Origin of the sequence: Rhodococcus sp. ARC_M6, assembly GCF_022810305.1 — a bacterium.
GTDB lineage: Bacteria > Actinomycetota > Actinomycetes > Mycobacteriales > Mycobacteriaceae > Rhodococcus_F.
The window spans coordinates 24,753-40,211 of sequence record NZ_JALGQH010000014.1 but is presented as its reverse complement, the minus strand read 5'-3'; the positions used below and the strand labels follow the sequence as shown (position 1 = coordinate 40,211).

At 60.7% G+C, this 15,459-nt stretch carries 12 protein-coding genes and 1 pseudogene; 7 read left to right on the top strand and 6 right to left on the bottom strand.

Annotation, left to right across the window (positions count from 1 at the left end):
• Window positions 1-25: 25 nt before the first annotated feature.
• From MTX36_RS16090 to MTX36_RS16075, 4 genes are all read left to right on the top strand, one after another.
• A complete protein-coding gene (locus MTX36_RS16090) occupies window positions 26-973 on the top strand; it encodes an aldose 1-epimerase family protein (RefSeq protein WP_243620742.1) in 948 nt (315 codons plus the stop codon).
• A 356-nt stretch (window positions 974-1,329) separates the two neighbouring features.
• The gene (locus MTX36_RS16085) at window positions 1,330-2,628 is read left to right on the top strand and encodes a citrate synthase (RefSeq protein ID WP_243620741.1); all 1,299 of its coding nucleotides are present in this window, start codon (window positions 1,330-1,332) and stop codon (window positions 2,626-2,628) included.
• Window positions 2,629-2,725: 97 nt separating this feature from the next.
• Complete coding sequence (locus tag MTX36_RS16080; protein WP_094271444.1) at window positions 2,726-3,088, top strand: FKBP-type peptidyl-prolyl cis-trans isomerase; 363 nt, start codon at window positions 2,726-2,728, stop codon at window positions 3,086-3,088.
• Between the two features lie 96 nt (window positions 3,089-3,184).
• Window positions 3,185-3,493: an alkylmercury lyase gene (locus MTX36_RS16075; protein ID WP_243620740.1), complete on the top strand. Its 309-nt coding sequence runs from the start codon at window positions 3,185-3,187 to the stop codon at window positions 3,491-3,493.
• Window positions 3,494-3,518: 25 nt separating this feature from the next.
• Here MTX36_RS16075 and MTX36_RS16070 read toward each other — a convergent pair whose 3' ends face one another.
• Together MTX36_RS16070 and MTX36_RS16065 are read right to left on the bottom strand one after the other, a co-directional pair.
• Window positions 3,519-4,280, bottom strand: coding sequence for an ABC transporter permease (locus tag MTX36_RS16070; RefSeq protein WP_243620739.1), 762 nt, complete (start codon window positions 4,278-4,280; stop codon window positions 3,519-3,521).
• On the bottom strand, window positions 4,277-5,224 hold the full coding sequence (locus tag MTX36_RS16065) for an ATP-binding cassette domain-containing protein (protein ID WP_243620738.1): 948 nt from the start codon (window positions 5,222-5,224) through the stop codon (window positions 4,277-4,279). Before MTX36_RS16065 ends, MTX36_RS16070 begins: the two co-directional genes overlap by 4 nt.
• 94 nt (window positions 5,225-5,318) lie before the next feature.
• On the opposite strand from MTX36_RS16065, the gene MTX36_RS16060 reads away from it, so the two are divergent.
• Entirely contained in the window at window positions 5,319-6,065 is a 747-nt protein-coding gene (locus MTX36_RS16060) for a TetR/AcrR family transcriptional regulator (RefSeq protein WP_243620737.1), read from the top strand.
• Window positions 6,066-6,372: 307 nt separating this feature from the next.
• Here the strand turns inward: MTX36_RS16060 and tnpB are convergent.
• Together tnpB and MTX36_RS16050 are read right to left on the bottom strand one after the other, a co-directional pair.
• Window positions 6,373-7,449 (bottom strand): annotated as a pseudogene (gene tnpB / locus MTX36_RS16055) (IS607 family element RNA-guided endonuclease TnpB); the annotation flags it as partial.
• A gap of 429 nt (window positions 7,450-7,878) precedes the next feature.
• Window positions 7,879-10,311, bottom strand: a complete 2,433-nt coding sequence (locus MTX36_RS16050) for a lysylphosphatidylglycerol synthase transmembrane domain-containing protein (RefSeq protein ID WP_243620736.1) — start codon at window positions 10,309-10,311, stop codon at window positions 7,879-7,881.
• Between the two features lie 201 nt (window positions 10,312-10,512).
• On the opposite strand from MTX36_RS16050, the gene ppk2 reads away from it, so the two are divergent.
• Both ppk2 and MTX36_RS16040 read left to right on the top strand, forming a co-directional pair.
• A complete protein-coding gene (ppk2, locus tag MTX36_RS16045) occupies window positions 10,513-11,478 on the top strand; it encodes a polyphosphate kinase 2 (RefSeq protein ID WP_243620735.1) in 966 nt (321 codons plus the stop codon).
• 98 nt (window positions 11,479-11,576) lie between these two features.
• Window positions 11,577-13,367 carry an alpha/beta hydrolase gene (locus MTX36_RS16040; RefSeq protein ID WP_243620734.1) on the top strand — a complete coding sequence of 597 codons (1,791 nt, stop codon included), beginning with the start codon at window positions 11,577-11,579 and terminating at the stop codon, window positions 13,365-13,367.
• A 34-nt stretch (window positions 13,368-13,401) separates the two neighbouring features.
• On the opposite strand, the gene MTX36_RS16035 is transcribed toward MTX36_RS16040, so the two are convergent.
• Together MTX36_RS16035 and MTX36_RS16030 are read right to left on the bottom strand one after the other, a co-directional pair.
• A complete protein-coding gene (locus tag MTX36_RS16035; protein ID WP_243620733.1) occupies window positions 13,402-14,745 on the bottom strand; it encodes a sensor histidine kinase KdpD in 1,344 nt (447 codons plus the stop codon).
• Complete coding sequence (locus MTX36_RS16030; protein WP_243620732.1) at window positions 14,742-15,446, bottom strand: response regulator transcription factor; 705 nt, start codon at window positions 15,444-15,446, stop codon at window positions 14,742-14,744. Before MTX36_RS16030 ends, MTX36_RS16035 begins: the two co-directional genes overlap by 4 nt.
• Window positions 15,447-15,459: the final 13 nt, after the last annotated feature.

Genomic DNA, 15,459 nt, shown 5'->3' with positions numbered 1-15,459 from the left:
CGGTTCGTGGTGGAAACTTAAGTCCATGACGCAACCGCACAGCACGGGTAGAGGTGGGTTCGAGATCCGTGGTGGCGGCTACCGGGCCGAGATCGCTGCGGCGGGAGCCGGATTGCGATTGCTCGATCACGACGGTCCGTCGGGGCGTCGTGCGCTTACCGAAACGTGGGAACTCGGTTCGAAACCACCGTTGTCCGCCGGCTTGGTGCTGGCGCCGTGGCCCAATCGGATCCGTGACGGCCACTTCATGTTCGACGGTATCGAACATCAGCTGGAGATCACGGAGCCTGCTCTGGGGAATGCCAGCCACGGGTTCGTTCGTCGACGTAATTGGAGTCTGGTCAACCACACGTACAGTCGCGTCGAATTGTCCGTCGACGTGGGATTACACAAGGGTTGGCCGTACCCGCTGCAGTTGACGATCGTCTACGCAGTGGACGAGAGCGGCTTGACCGTGACGCACACTGCGACCAACAAGGGGGCGACGCCGTCGCCGTTTGGACTCGGAATGCACACCTTCATCCGGGCCGGCGATTTTCCGCTCGACGAATGTTCTCTTCACCTGGCTGCGGGGACACGGTTGCCGATCGATCCCCAGCGGCTACTGCCCAATGCGTATTCGCAGCCTGTTGCGGGCACGGATTTCGATTTCCGAACGCCGCGTTCGCTCGAAGGTGTGCAGTTGGATACGCCGTACAGCGCGCTGGACGTCGTCGACGGCAGCGGACGTACGCAGCACGAGTTGCTCGCGCCCGACGGCACCGGGACGGCACTGTGGACGACGCGTGAGTTCCCCTGGATTCAGGCGTTCATCGCAGATCCCGCAAACGACAAGGGGTATCCGGATCGTGGGCGGGCGTTGGCGCTCGAGCCGATGACGTGCCCGCCCGACGCGTTCAATTCGGGAATCGACATGTTGGTTCTCGGGCCGGGGAAGACGTGGACGGGTACTTGGGGGATCCACGCGTTGTGATCCCCATCCCAAATGCTGGGAGCGCGTAACGAAGCTGTGGACGGTCTCGATGGAGGTGAGTTGGTGAACGCAGTTCGGCTGTGAGGCGGGATTCACGGCAGGTCGATGGGGTGCAAAATGACAACCCTTCGGCAAACAAGCAGTTCACGATAGGTTGGGGGGTGTGAACATCGGACCCAGCACGTCCGTGACCAAGGCAATGAAACTTGTTTCAGTTTCGGGGGATATGTCTAACTCCGATCGGGCTGAAATCCTTCGCGGAGCTACCCTCCCTCGGCATGTTTTGTTCGGTGCGACTAGTTTCTAGTTGAATCGTATGAAGTTACTCGTTGGTTTGAGCTTGAGAGGGATCCTTCGTGCCCGCTGACAATGACACAAAGCCCACGCTTACTTACCCCGGTGGTGAGCACACGATGTCCATTGCCAGGGCAACCGAGGGCAATGACGGCATCGAACTGGGAAAGCTGCTGGCCAATACGGGGTACACCACCCTTGACCCCGGCTTTGTGAACACTGCATCCACCAGTTCCGCAATCACCTACATCGACGGCGAGAAGGGCATCCTGCGCTACCGCGGATACCCCATCGAGCAGTTGGCCGGTAAGTCGACGTTCATGGAGGTCAGCTACCTGCTGATCTACGGTGAGCTTCCGACCGAGGTCCAGCTCGAGTCCTTCACGGACCGCATCCGTCGCCACACACTCCTGCACGAAGACCTCAAGCGGTTCTTCGACGGCTTCCCGCGCAACGCACACCCGATGCCGGTTCTGTCCTCGGCAGTCAATGCGCTCTCGGCGTACTACCAGGATTCCCTGGACCCCGAGGATCCGGAGCAGGTGGAGCTTTCCACCATCCGTCTTCTCGCGAAGCTGCCGACCATCGCGGCGTACGCGTACAAGAAGTCCGTCGGACAGCCGTTCCTCTACCCGGACAACTCGTTGAGCCTGGTCGAGAACTTCATGCGCATGACGTTCGGCTTCCCGGCCGAGCCGTACCAGGGTGATCCCGAGGTCGCCAAGGCACTCGACATGTTGCTGATCCTGCACGCGGATCACGAGCAGAACTGCTCCACCTCCACGGTGCGCATGGTCGGTTCTTCCGATGCCAACATGTTCACGTCGGTGTCCGCTGGTATCAACGCACTCTGGGGCCCGCTGCACGGCGGCGCAAACCAGGCCGTGCTCGAGATGCTCGACGAGATCAAGGCCAACGGAAGCACCGCAGCCGAGTTCGTCCGCAAGGTCAAGAACAAGGAAGACGGCGTGAAGCTCATGGGCTTCGGGCACCGCGTCTACCGTAACTACGACCCGCGCGCTGCGCTGGTCCGTGAGACCGCGCACAATATCCTGGGCAAGCTCGGCGGCGACGACGAATTGCTCAACATCGCAATGCAACTCGAAGAAGCGGCTCTCACCGACGACTACTTCATCGAGCGCAAGCTGTACCCGAACGTGGACTTCTACACCGGTCTGATCTACCGCGCGATGGGCTTCCCGCCGCGCATGTTCACCGTGCTCTTCGCCATGGGTCGTCTGCCCGGGTGGATCGCACACTGGCGTGAAATGCACGAGGATCCGGCTACCAAGATCGGCCGCCCCCGTCAGATTTACACCGGCTACACCGAGCGTGACTACAAAGACATGACGTCCCGCTAACGCGCTACTGGCGACATGACTTTCCACTAGTTTCACTCACCAAAACAATTTCGCCTCGACACCCGGACCTGTCCGGCTCGTAGTTCAGGAGAACATCATGAGTAGCAAGCCCGTAATTGAATTCCAGGAAGGCCCCGCGCCGACCGATCTGGTCATCAAGGATCTGGTTGTCGGAGAAGGCACCGAAGCCGTTCCCGGTGGCACCGTCGACGTTCACTACGTCGGTGTCGAATTCGAATCCGGCGAAGAGTTCGACTCTTCCTGGAGCCGCGGCGAGTCCATTCAGTTCCCGCTCCGCGGTCTGATCAAGGGCTGGCAGGACGGCATTCCCGGCATGAAGGTCGGCGGACGCCGTCAGCTCACCATCCCGCCGGAGCTCGCCTACGGCCCGGCCGGTGCGGGCCACCAGCTTTCCGGCAAGACCTTGGTGTTCGTGATCGATCTGCTCAACGCCAAGTAAGTCGCAGTACCGCTGGTACAGATTTTCAAGAAGCGTCCTGCTCGACCGTCTGGTCGGGCAGGACGCTTCTTTTGTCGCAGTGGCGATAATGACGGTATGGACATCGAGATTCTGTATGTGGATCAGTGCCCGAACTCCGACGAAGCCGGTGTGCGAGTGAAGGAAGCGCTGGCGAAGGTCGGTCTGGTCGACGTCGCAGTGTCGTACCGATTGCTGGCCACCGATGACGAGGCAGCGGCGGTACCGTTCGCGGGATCACCGACGATCCTGATCGATGGTGTCGACGCTTTCCCTGACGCTGACAGAGTTACCGACTTGGCGTGCCGCGTCTATCGAACGGACGAAGGGTTGAAGGGATACCCGACCGTGGATCAATTGGCCGCCGCGATCCGGAGACGCGTCTAGGCTCCGGTCGCGCGCGGGTCTCGGGTCAACTCGTAGTCTTGCGTCGGTAGAGCAAGTTCGCCCACACAAATCCCATGACCGCGATTCCCAGGCACCACGCGAGTGCGATGACGGCGCTGTTTCCGATCGGTGTCCCCATCAGGAGCCCACGCACCGTCTCGATGATCGGTGTGACCGGTTGATGCCGCGCAAATCCCTGAAGCCAGGACGGCATGGATTCAGCGGGAACGAAGGCGGTGCTGACGTAGGGCAGAAACATGATGGCGAAGGTGAATCCGCCTGCGGCTTCGGGATTTTTGGCCACGAGGCCAAGTGCTGTCGAAAGATATGACATCGCGAAGACGAACGCGATAATCACGCCGGCGACAGCGAGCCAGCGCAGTGGATCGCTGGTTGGGCGAAAGCCCATGATCAGGGCGACTACGATCACGATTGCCGTGGTCAGAATGTTGCGGACGACGCTGGCGAGCACGTGCCCGGTCAGGACCGACGACGGCGCGATCGCCAAGGTCCGGAAGCGATCGATGATTCCGTCCTTCATGTCGCTCGAGACGCTCACAGCCGTGGTCGATGCGCCGAAACCTGCGCACAGCAGAATGATTCCGGGAACGACGTAGTCGATGTACTCGCTGCCGGTGTTGATGGCTCCGCCGAACACGTAGACGAAGAGCAGCATGAGTATGACCGGTAGCGCTATTGCCGTGATCATCGAATCCGGGCTGCGTAGAACATGTTTGAGATTTCGCCGGAGCATCACCGCGGAATCGGTGGTAACGGTTGTTGTCATCGGACACTCGCAATCTTGGATTGAGCGGTCAAGGCGAAGAACACGTCGTCGAGGTCGGGTGTGTGTACGGAGAATTTTTCGACGGTGACCGTTGGGTCGTCGATGGAGTCGAGGATTGTTCTGATCGACGACACGGCTCCATCCGACGGGATCTGCAGGGTCAAAGTTTCGGGTGATTTGTGCGCGTAGGGGAATACTGTTGTGGCGTAGTCGAGTTGCGCCGGATTTTCGAATTGCAGCGCCACGTGTCCACCAGGAACCAGCCGTTTGAGTTCGTCCGGTGTTCCCTCGGCGACCAGTCGGCCGCCGTTCAATACGCCGATGGTGTCTGCCAACTCGTCTGCCTCGTCGAGGTATTGGGTGGTCAGAAAGATTGTGACACCTGACTTCGTGAGAGTTCTTACGATGGACCACATTTCGTGGCGACTGCGCGGGTCCAAGCCTGTCGTGGGTTCGTCGAGAAAAACAATCTCCGGTTGCGCTACCAGGCTCATTGCAATGTCGAGTCGCCTGAGCATGCCGCCGGAGTATTCGCCTGCACGCTTGCCTCCGAATTCCGTGAGGTTGAATTGTTGGAGTAGTTCTTCGGCGCGGTGTCGGGAACCCTTCCGGCCCAGATGATTCAGCTCGCCGAGCAATACCAGATTCTCGGTTCCGGTGAGCAGGGTGTCGACCGCTGCGTACTGGCCGGTGACGCTTATCCGTCGGCGAACGTTCTGCGGATCGTCGCGAAGTGAATGTCCCGCGACGGTGATATTGCCGGAGTCGAACGGGATGAGGGTTGTGAGAATTTTGACTGCCGTGGTCTTTCCGGCTCCGTTTGCTCCGAGTAGGGCGTAGACGGATCCGGAGGGTACTGACAGGTCGAGTCCGTCGAGTACATGCTGGTCGCCGTAGCGCTTACGGATTCTGCGGGCCGAGATTGCGGGGACTTTTGTTGGCATCGGAACCTCCGATAGGGAACTGTGTACGCCATAAACTCGTGTTTATAGCGTACACAGTTCTAGGATGATGGCAAGAGCGAAGAGATGGGACTGTATGGACACCGGCGACGACGGCGCGTTACCGAAAGTTGTGGAGTTGGCCTGGGGTCTGGATCAGCCGGGCACACGCGGTCCCAAACGCGGTCTCAGTCTCGAACAAATTCTCGACACTGCGATCGAACTTGCTGATGCCGAGGGCGTTACAGCCCTGTCGATGGGCAGGGTCGCCAAATCGCTCGGATTTACCACGATGTCGCTCTATCGATACGTGTCGAGCAAAGACGAACTGCTCGAACTGATTTCGGATCGAGTAGTCGGACCTCCGCCAGTACTTCCCAAGGATGCGTCGTGGCGAGTTCAGTTGGAAGCGTGGGCAAATCAGGAATACGCAATGATGGTCAGTCGGCCGTGGTGGCTCAAGTTACCGATCACTGCTCCGCCGACCGGACCCAACAACATGGCCTGGTTGGACGCTGGATTGGGCGCCTTGGCGGGCGTGGAACTGACTGCGGCGTCGAAGTTTCAAGTGATCACCAATGTCTCGCTGTTCGTGATCGGCCGTGCTCGTTTCGTCGTAGATCTGGCCGCACAAACTGTTGCTGACGAAGCGGCGTACCAGGCTGTCATTGCACGTGTCGTAAATCGTGAAGATTTCCCCCACCTGAGTGCTGTGATAGCAGAAGGTGGGCTCGAAGACGAGCCTGCTGCCGAAGAATCCGAAGACATCGACTTCGACTTCTCGCTCGGCTTGCTTCTCGACGGCATCGAACAGTTGGTGCATCGATCCCGTGGAACGGCGTGACGTCTCGACGGATCAGGTGGCGTTCAGGCTCCGGCGGTCTTTCCTGATCCCGTTCATTTGAGTGTTGTTTAATGCACTCGCCACGAGCGACCGGATTGCCCCGGCCACGTTCACCACCATGTGGTGTTCCCGCGGCAGTACCGTCCGCCCGCGCGGTGGCAGGTCTTACGTTTGGTTTCCGTCGGGCATCTTTACCGTCTCGTCCGCAACTCGCCGAAGACGTGCCATCCTCAACACGTGCTGCGAGAGCAGCAAGGTTCAGAGCAGCGTTGTGATCACGATCGCTGCGGAAACCGCACACATCGCAGACGAACACCCGAACCTTCAACGGCAGTTTGGCTTTCACTACCGAACACTTCGAGCAGGTCTTACTCGACGGAAACCACCGATCCGCCACCACCAGACCGGTCCCCGCCCAATCCGATTTGTAGGCGACCTGCCGCCGGATCTCGCCGAACGCGGCATCATGCAACGCCCGATTCAACCCCTTCGTGTAGACGCCACCCGACCTTGTCATTGCGGCGACACTCAAGTCTTCTACGACGACGGTGTCGAACTCGTTCACCAGTCGGGTGGTGAGTTTGTGGCGGTAGTCCCGGCGACTGTTGGTGATGCTGGCATGTACGCGCCGCACCTTGACCTGGGTGTCCTGTCACCGCCGGGAGGGTTGTTGGTTGGTGCGGCGATCCGGACCGACACGCCGGGATGCTTGGCGTTGCAGGCGACGTAGTGTTTTCGCTTGTTTGCGTGCATGTTTCGGGGTCTCGATCATCTCCCCGGTGGAGAGAACCGCGAGGTGCTTGACGCCGACATCGACGCCGACGACCGACGTGCCGCGCCGGGTGCCGGTGGCGCTGCCGGTGACGACGGTAGCCGACCGAATCCTGGCTGTTCCCGCTGCGGTTTTGCGGGCAAGTTTGCGGGTCGATTCCGCAGTCTTGACGACCCCGATCCGAGGCAACTGGACATGGCGACGATCCCCACGAGTGGTGGCAAATCCGAAAGCGCCGGTGGTGAATCGGCACGAGAGCGCAGCCTGCATTCTCTTGAACCTCGGGAAGCCCATCGTTCCTTGACGTTTCCCGGTCCGAGCATCCTTCCAGTTCGACAACGCTGTGGCGCAGTTCGCGATGCCGCTGCTGTAGGACTCTTTCGAATTCTCCGGCCACCACGGCACACCCGTCTCACGATTCACCGCGACCGTGTTCTTGACGGTGTTCCACTGTTTGCGCAGGCTGTGCGCCGACCACGACACCGGCGGTGTCAACTCCGAATCGGGGATGTCGTACGAGCGTTCGGCGGTCCGCTGATCGAGGTTCGCTTTCACCTGATCGAGTGCCCAGTTGTAGGCGTACCGCTGCGCCCCGCAGTGCGAGCGCAACATCTTGGTCTGGGCGGGGGTGGGATCGAGGACGTACACGAACGCCCGGATCACCGTTCGATCCGACGGTGGGTCGACGATTTCCGCAGCTGGTGCCGCATCAAATGTTGTGTCCGGCATCCGATCATCAACTCCCCCCCAGAGTCAGTGCTGTTGCCGGTCATCGCCCGACAACCGACAAAATACAACGTCGTACCGACACGAACGATGCGGCGCATTCGCACCCGATCCGGATTGCCGTGGTCGGCACTCTCTGACGCGTCGCCGCACGGATCCGAGCCAGTACTGTCCGACACATTCTGGCCGTTCCGTGCTGCTTGATCCTTGACTGTCAACTATCTGGAACTGCACTGAACAACACGAAACCGTCCGAATTGCCGAACGGTTGCAACCCCAGGCTGGAAAGTATCCGTCACAGACGGGTTTTCGACATCACACCATGTCGTTTTTCTGTAGCCACCGCAGGGTCGGCCAGCCGCAGAAGACGGGCAGCCAGCACGTCAGTACGCGGTAGAGCAGGACCGACGGGACAGCGATGCTCGGCGGGAGGCCGAATGCCGTCAGTCCGCCGATGAGGGCGGCCTCGACGGCTCCGACACCACCGGGCGTCGGAGCGGCCGAAGCGAGAGTTCCGCCGATCATGGTCACGATGGTGACGGTAATGAACGTTGTTCCGCCGCCGAATGCTTCGACGCTTGCCCACAATGCGAGGGCTGCGCCGAGAGTTGTTGCGGCACTTCCGCCGACGATGATGAGGAAGCGAGTGGGATTGCGCGCCAACTGGCTCAGCTCTCCGAGGACTTCGGTGACCTGCGGCCTCAGATCGTTGTTGAGCCACCGCCGGAGTTTGGGGATGAACATGAAGGCGCCCAGGATTCCCAGTGCGATGCCGCCAATGAGGTAGAGCACTGTCGAACCCGGAATGAAGTGCGAGAGATTGGTGTCTCGGCCGGCAACGATCGAGAAGAAGATGAGTAGACCGACGTGGGTGACTACCTGAACGGTTTGTTGCAGGGCAACCGCTGCGGTGGCTCGGACGGTGCCCAGTCCGCCCTTTTGCAGGAAGCGGACACTGAGTGCCAAGCCGCCGACGCCGGCGGGGGTCGTCGTCGCCGCAAATGTGTTGGCTACCTGCATGATCAGGAGGTGTCGGTAGCTGACCATGGATGATGCGCAGGCCCAGAGGGCCGCTGCGGCGCCGACGTAGGTCAGTGCCGAGACGGCAAGGCCGAGGAGTGCCCACCACCAGTTTGCGGTGTTGAGTTCGGTGATGAAGGCCGGTACCTGGCTGAGGAACGGGTACGCGACGTAGACCAATCCGATGAGCAGCACCAACTGGATGATCTGATTGCGGCTGAATCGGGTGACCTGCGCGGGGGCGATTTTCTCGATGCCGTTCTTGGCGCCGACCTCGTCGCGGATCTCGGTCATCAGCGGGGTGGAGTCAGGGATTCCCCGGCGGATCCGGTTCGGCATCGCCGCGGTGGTCAACCGGCCGCTGGCCCCGAGAATGGTTTCTGCGCCTTGAATTCGGATGGCGGTCTCCACTGCTTGGTCGACGCCGAAAAGTGATGCAGTCGTCAGGAGAAGTTGTGCGTTGTCCGACTGCATCTGCACTTCGGTGGCGCCGAACTCGGAGTACGCGTACCCGCCGAACAGGACCGTTCCGCCGTCGACGTGGATCTCGGATGCGCGGAGGTCGCCGTGGGCCATCTGATGGACGTGGGCGGTGTGCAGTGTCTGCCACAGTGCGTCGATAAGTTTCGAGGACTCACCTTCGGCGTCGAGGTCCTCGGTCTTCTGCTCCTGGGCTGCGACGGAGAGGGGGATTCCGCGCGGCGAGGGACGTGCGTACATCTGCCAGCCGCGATCGAGTACCGAGATCGCGACGGCTTTGGAACTGGCGAGCCCGATGTCGGCAAAGGCGATCCCCATCAACGCGCGATGCTCGACGGCGCGGCGCAGAGATCCGTAGGGCGGGGGAGTTTCACGATTGCGGAACGAGATCCAGCGGAAGGTCTGGCGGATCGCACCGCTGCTGCGCTGATTCTGTCCGAACAGTTCGACGGTCAACGCGTCGCACAGTTCGCCGTCCGGGGATTGATCGATCGCCGCGGACAGGACGAGAGGGCCGATGCCCGACGGACTGACCACACGGAAAGCCGTGACACGGAAGCCACGTTTCAACAGCACCCGGACCGCGGAATCCAAGGGAACCTCGAGGCCCGGAGTGCCGACGACGAGCACGATCACGGCACCGATGAGGTAACCGACGGACAGTCCGAGCATCGACCTTGCCGGCACGATCGCACTGACCACAAGGTGGATCGGGGCGAACAGCAAGAGCAAGGTCCACCAGGCACGACGCCACTTCTTGGGCAGCCACGGACCGGATACGGTCAGAACAGCGGCCAGCATCGCGATCCAGCGAGGGTCGTCGAGGAACTGTGAGAGGAAGGTGGCGTCGAGTCGATCCGGCACGTCGAGGTGCCATTTGGGTGCCGAAATACCGGTTCCGGTGATGGACAGCGCGACGAGCGCGATCAGTCCGGCGGCGGCGTATCCCGCGAGCAGTTTCCATCGTCGGCCCACGATCAGTCCGATGAGAATTGCGAACGGCAGAGCCAGGATCGCGATGCCGTACAGAAGATAGACCGTGTCCGACAGGCTGGGGGAGAGAACACCGACGATGTTCGACACCGATGTTTCGAGAGCGTCCCACTGGCTGCGTGTAATCAATGAACCGGCGATCACACCGCCCATGAGTACAGCAGCGACGGCCACACGCATGATGTCGCTGGTTCTGCGTTGCAGCGGCGGCAGCAGGCTTCCCGTTACCGGGATGTCCCGTCCGTCAACGCGCATATGTTTTCAGAACTCTCTCGTGCTTGAGCGGCAGCCGTCGTGGCTACCTCGAATCAAAGTACCGTGCGTGCATCGGTGCGCTGCGATGCAAGGACGTGTCGTTACGTGCGTGATGGCAATTGCCGCAGAGATCCTACGTGGCGGGGCAGGAGCGCGTAAAATTCACTTTCCGGATGCTCGACGGTAAGGAGCGCACATTTCATGAGTCCAGAGTCGAATGGTGTGGACGGACGGGTTCCCGACCTGCCAGTTGCCGCAGCCAGGATTTCCGTGACCGAGGACTACGCGCAGGAGATCGACGAGATCGCGAGTCTGACGGCAAAACTTGGCGGGCTGGAATCTGCTGAATTCGCGGATGCCTGGAGGCAGGGCTATCCGTACGAGAAGAAGATGTCGCGCCGTGAGTACGAGCGGAAGAAGCGCCGGCTCCAGATCGAACTACTCAAGCTGCAACTGTGGGTCAAGGACACCGGTCAGAAAGTTCTGATCATCTTCGAAGGCCGCGATGCGGCCGGCAAGGGTGGCTCGATCAAGCGTTTCACCGAGCATCTCAACCCTCGCGGGGCTCGCGTCGTCGCCCTCGAGAAGCCGACGGACATCGAGCGAACGCAGTGGTATTTCCAGCGGTACGTCGCGCACCTGCCCAGTGGTGGCGAGATCGTCCTGATGGACCGGTCTTGGTACAACCGCGCCGGCGTCGAGCGTGTGATGGGATATTGCACCCCGACCCAGTATCTCGAATTCATGCGTGAGGCACCGGAATTCGAACGCATGCTCGTCAACTCCGGGATTCATCTGCACAAATTGTGGTTCTCGGTCAGTCGAGAAGAGCAGTTGGCACGATTTGCCGCTCGCCGAACCGATCCGGTGCGTCAGTGGAAGCTGTCACCCACAGACCTTGCCTCCCTTGACAAGTGGGACGACTACACCCAGGCCAAGGAAGCGATGTTCTTCTACACGGATACGGGCGACGCTCCGTGGACCGTGATCAAGAGCAATGACAAGAAGCGGGCGCGACTCGAAGCGATGCGTCATGTGCTCGCCAGTTTCGAATACCCCAACAAGGATCACAAGCTTGTGGGAACCCCGGATCCCTTGATCGTGGGACCGGCCTCCGCAATCTTCGAAGAGGGCGAGCACGTCAACGTGGTGTTGCCGAGCATTTAGCAGGAGGGTTGCCGGTATCCGGCCTTTTGTCTGTATGCCCTTGTATTGTGACTCGCATTCGTAGGGGGCCACTTCGGCTGTGATGTGACGGAGGCGACGTGTCGGTCAAGGTTGTGTATTTGCATGGGGTCGGTACCGGCGACCCGGATGCTTCCTGGCTCAAGGGATTGAACGAGGGTCTTGTGGGTGAGGGGCATTTGCCTGTCGGCTGGGATGACGTGTGCGTACCGAAGTATTCGCATTTGTTGTCGGTCAAGGGTGCGAGTGCCAAACTTCCGCCCAGCACGTACACGGTGACTGACGACGGGACCAGTCGCTTACAGTTCGAGCGCCGGCAGGCTGACATTCTTCGGAAAATGGCGATGGATCCGTCAGTTTTGGCGTTTGGTCTCCGCCGACTGCCCAACGGGATGCTCACGACGATCCAGAAAGGCGCTGTTGCACTGGGGCCGGCAGTGCTGGGACAAGTAAAACGCTATGTCTCCGACGAAAATCTCCGGGGAGCAGTTCTGCATCATATTCTCGGCTGCATGCCGAAATCGGGCGAGATTATCCTGATTGCGCATAGTCTGGGCAGTGTCATTGGGATCGATCTCCTTGGACGACTACCGAAAAGTGTCCGGGTTCGGCGGTTCATCACGATCGGCAGTCCAGCGGGTGCACGGGTCTTCGCTGTCAACAATGACCGGTTACTGAATCGATTTCCGTATACACGGGTTGACGCTTGGTCGAACTTCTTCGGAACAAATGACCCGGTGACGGCGGGGAGGGGGCTCTCTACTGCCTTTCCTGCGGCCCGAGATTTCAAAGTTTCCACGCACAAGCATGATTCGGAGTCGTACTTGGCGCACCCTGCGATTGCAGGTTTGGTTGCCGACGTTCTGTACCCGACAATCGATACCCGAATCGTGGGCCACGGACTTGCAGTTCAAATGACCATTGGCGAGGCGAATGCCCTTCTGCTGCTGCATTATGCGCATGCGGTGCGCCGTCGGATCAAGGACCCGAAGGTGGCCGAGAGGTACGCCGCCGCGCTGAGGGTGAGCCAGGACAACGCTGCTGCCAATTGGCAGCACAAGGTGAAACTCGAGAACCGATCGCCGTCGATGGAACTTGAATCGCTTGTGGCAGGAAAGCTTCCGCCGTTGCCATACCGCTGGGATTTTGCCGAGGCGGTACGGACGTTGCTGACCTTGGCATTGACCAACCTCGTCGAGCCCTACGATATCGAGGTCGGGAGCGCCCAAATTGACGCATTAGCTGATATAGCTGTCGAGATGGGCTTTCAGCCCAAAACTGGCATAAAAATCGGCAAGGCGTTGCAGACCGTTGAGGCTTCCGTTGTCGGTAAACGCGGGAAACCGTGGGGACGAGTTCTGACAGCCACAGTAGGCCTCGGGTTGATTGCACTCGGACCGATCGGATTGGTTGCTGCGGCGCCAGCGGCAGCCTTCGGCGGGGCGGCGATCGTAGGCGGTCTGGCGGCGTTCGGCCCGGGCGGTATGGTCGGTGGTATCGCGATGGTGGGTGGTCTCGCGTTCGGAGGTGGTGCAGCACTTGCGGCGGCCGCTGTGATTCCTGCCGGCGCAAAGGTTTCGGTGGTCGATACGACCCGGCTTACGATTGGCCTCATGGAGCAGATCGCCTGCACGAGCTTGGATATACAGGTCAAACCAGGGCTCTGGTATCTGATGGCTGATGCCGAGAACGATTTGTCGGCAGAGATAAGCCGACTGAAGGTGTATTCGGACCCCGATTCGTCCGATGTGAAGGCGCTGGAGGATCAACGATCGCTGATCGGCAAACTGATCTCCTACATGATCAAGAACGGATTAGCAGATGTCGTCATCGAACCTGACGACGCCGAGAATGCCTTTGCAAGCGTCTGAGTAGCTGTTGTCGAGCTCGAAATCCGCCGTTGATTCAGTTCTGCCGAGGCGTGTCTCGGAGTTCGACAAATAGACGTGCTCCGCCCAACGGGCTGGCGTGAAGTGAGGTGCTGCCGCCGTGGAGTGATGCTTGCTGAGCGACCAGGGCCAACCCCAGCCCTGAGCCGGATTTACCGGCAGTCGAGCCGCGGGTGAACCGCTCGAACACGGCCTCGCGCTCGCCTTCGGGAATGCCGGACCCGTTGTCGTCGATGGTGATGGTGAATGTCGCGGGCGGGCCGGGGCGGCATCCCAGGGTGATCCGCACTTCGGTGGCGCCGCCGTGCCGCACGGCATTGGTGATGGCATTGTCGAGGATCAACCGGATGCCGCCCGGTAGTGCGTGAATGCGGTAGGGAAGAGGCGAATCGGTGGTTTCGACGCTCACCCGTAGATGCGGATGGAGGCGTTGCGCTTCATCGGCGGCGATGTCACACACTTCGATCAGATCGGTGTCCTTGAAGTCCTCGGCAGTGGACAACTCGCCCTTGGCTAGCCGCTCGAGGTCGCGCAATGTCGATTCCACTCGTCCTTGGGCGCGCGCGAGATCGACCAGAATTTCGTGTCTTTGCGACTGATCCAGATCGTGGATGGACAGCACTTCGATGTCAGTGCGCATGGCAGTCAACGGCGTTCGGAGTTCGTGTGCTGCTGCCGAGGCGAAATCTCGAGCCGTGGCCAAAGCCGACGTCGTGGCTGCCTGTGCGCTGGCAACGTCCCTGAGCATCGATTCTGCGGCTGCCGCAAGCTCATCCGCTTCTCGAATGCCGGAGACCTGGGTGGCGAGGTCAGGGTCGCGTCGGGCGATCCGGCGTGTCAATTCAACGAGTGGACGCACTGCCGGTCCGCCGAACAGCCAGCCCAGCGCGGCCGCCGCGCCTACAGCGCCCAGCCCGAACAAGGCCACCTGCTTTTGCTGATCGACAGTGATGTCGCGGGCCTCTGCGTAGGGAACTGCCAGTGAGACAAGAGCATTGATTCCATCGGCTTCGGCGGTGTAGGCGCGATACATGGTTCCGTCAACCTCGACGGTTTCCGAACCCACCGGCAGAGCCGGAAGCCTGGTGGGGGTACTGGACATGACCTTGCCGTCAGTGTCGTTGCGGATGGTCACCGAGAACGCACCAGCATCGCCGAAAGCACCGAGGAACGGACCTGCGGTGGCGGCATTGGCCACGACAACCGTCGACGCGGTCTCGAGTCGACGATCCAACTGCGCGAGGTTGTTTCGCGCGATCGCGAGTGCAACGACCACGCCCAGTGCAAGAACGATGAACGTCGCCCCCAGGGCTGCGGCGGCTGCGACGCGGATTCGCAATGAGAAGCGCCGACGCTTCACGGATTTTCCCGAAGAACAAATCCGACGCCGCGGACGGTATGGAGTAGGCGGGGCGATCCGCCGGACTCGAATTTTCGGCGAAGGTACCCGATGAACACGTCGACGACGTTGGTGTCCGCTACGAAGTCGTACCCCCACACGAGTTCGAGGAGGCGTTCGCGAGTGAGGACGATTCCCGAGTTGTGGGCCAGGACTTCGAGCAATTCGAATTCGCGCTTGGTCAGAGGTACTTCGTTGCCGTCGACGCGAACGCGTCGACCGGAAAGGTCGATGTCGAGGTTTCCGATGCGCAGGGTGTTGGCGGCGCCGGAGTGGTCGCCGGCGGGGGCATTGCTCCGCCTCAGCATCGCGCGGACGCGCGCTACCAATTCGGCGAGGACAAACGGTTTGACCATGTAATCGTCGGCACCGGATTCCAGTCCGGCAATCCTGTCGTCGACGGAGTTTCTGGCGCTGAGCACGCAGATGGGTATCTCGTTGCCGGCCGCGCGCAAGGCCGTCACCACTCCGGTGCCGTCGAGGACGGGCATGTTGATGTCGAGAACTACCGCGTCCGGGTGCTTGTTCGCGATCACCCGGAGGGCGTCCGCGCCGTCGACAGCAGTCAGGACCGAGAACCCCGAAAGCCGCAGCCCACGTTCGAGTGAGGTGCGGACGTCGGCGTCGTCGTCGACCACGAGGATGAGCGGTGTCTCGGTCACCGTCCCATTGTGC

Bases quoted from the DNA above. Each gene is read 5' to 3' on its own strand.
- MTX36_RS16090 (WP_243620742.1), top strand. From the start codon at position 26: ATGACGCAACCGCACAGCACGGGTAGAGGTGGGTTCGAGATCCGTGGT.
- MTX36_RS16080 (WP_094271444.1), top strand. From the start codon at position 2,726: ATGAGTAGCAAGCCCGTAATTGAATTCCAGGAAGGCCCCGCGCCGACC.
- MTX36_RS16075 (WP_243620740.1), top strand. From the start codon at position 3,185: ATGGACATCGAGATTCTGTATGTGGATCAGTGCCCGAACTCCGACGAA.
- MTX36_RS16070 (WP_243620739.1), bottom strand. From the start codon at position 4,280: ATGACAACAACCGTTACCACCGATTCCGCGGTGATGCTCCGGCGAAAT.
- MTX36_RS16065 (WP_243620738.1), bottom strand. From the start codon at position 5,224: ATGCCAACAAAAGTCCCCGCAATCTCGGCCCGCAGAATCCGTAAGCGC.
- MTX36_RS16060 (WP_243620737.1), top strand. From the start codon at position 5,319: ATGGACACCGGCGACGACGGCGCGTTACCGAAAGTTGTGGAGTTGGCC.
- MTX36_RS16050 (WP_243620736.1), bottom strand. From the start codon at position 10,311: ATGCGCGTTGACGGACGGGACATCCCGGTAACGGGAAGCCTGCTGCCG.
- ppk2 (WP_243620735.1), top strand. From the start codon at position 10,513: ATGAGTCCAGAGTCGAATGGTGTGGACGGACGGGTTCCCGACCTGCCA.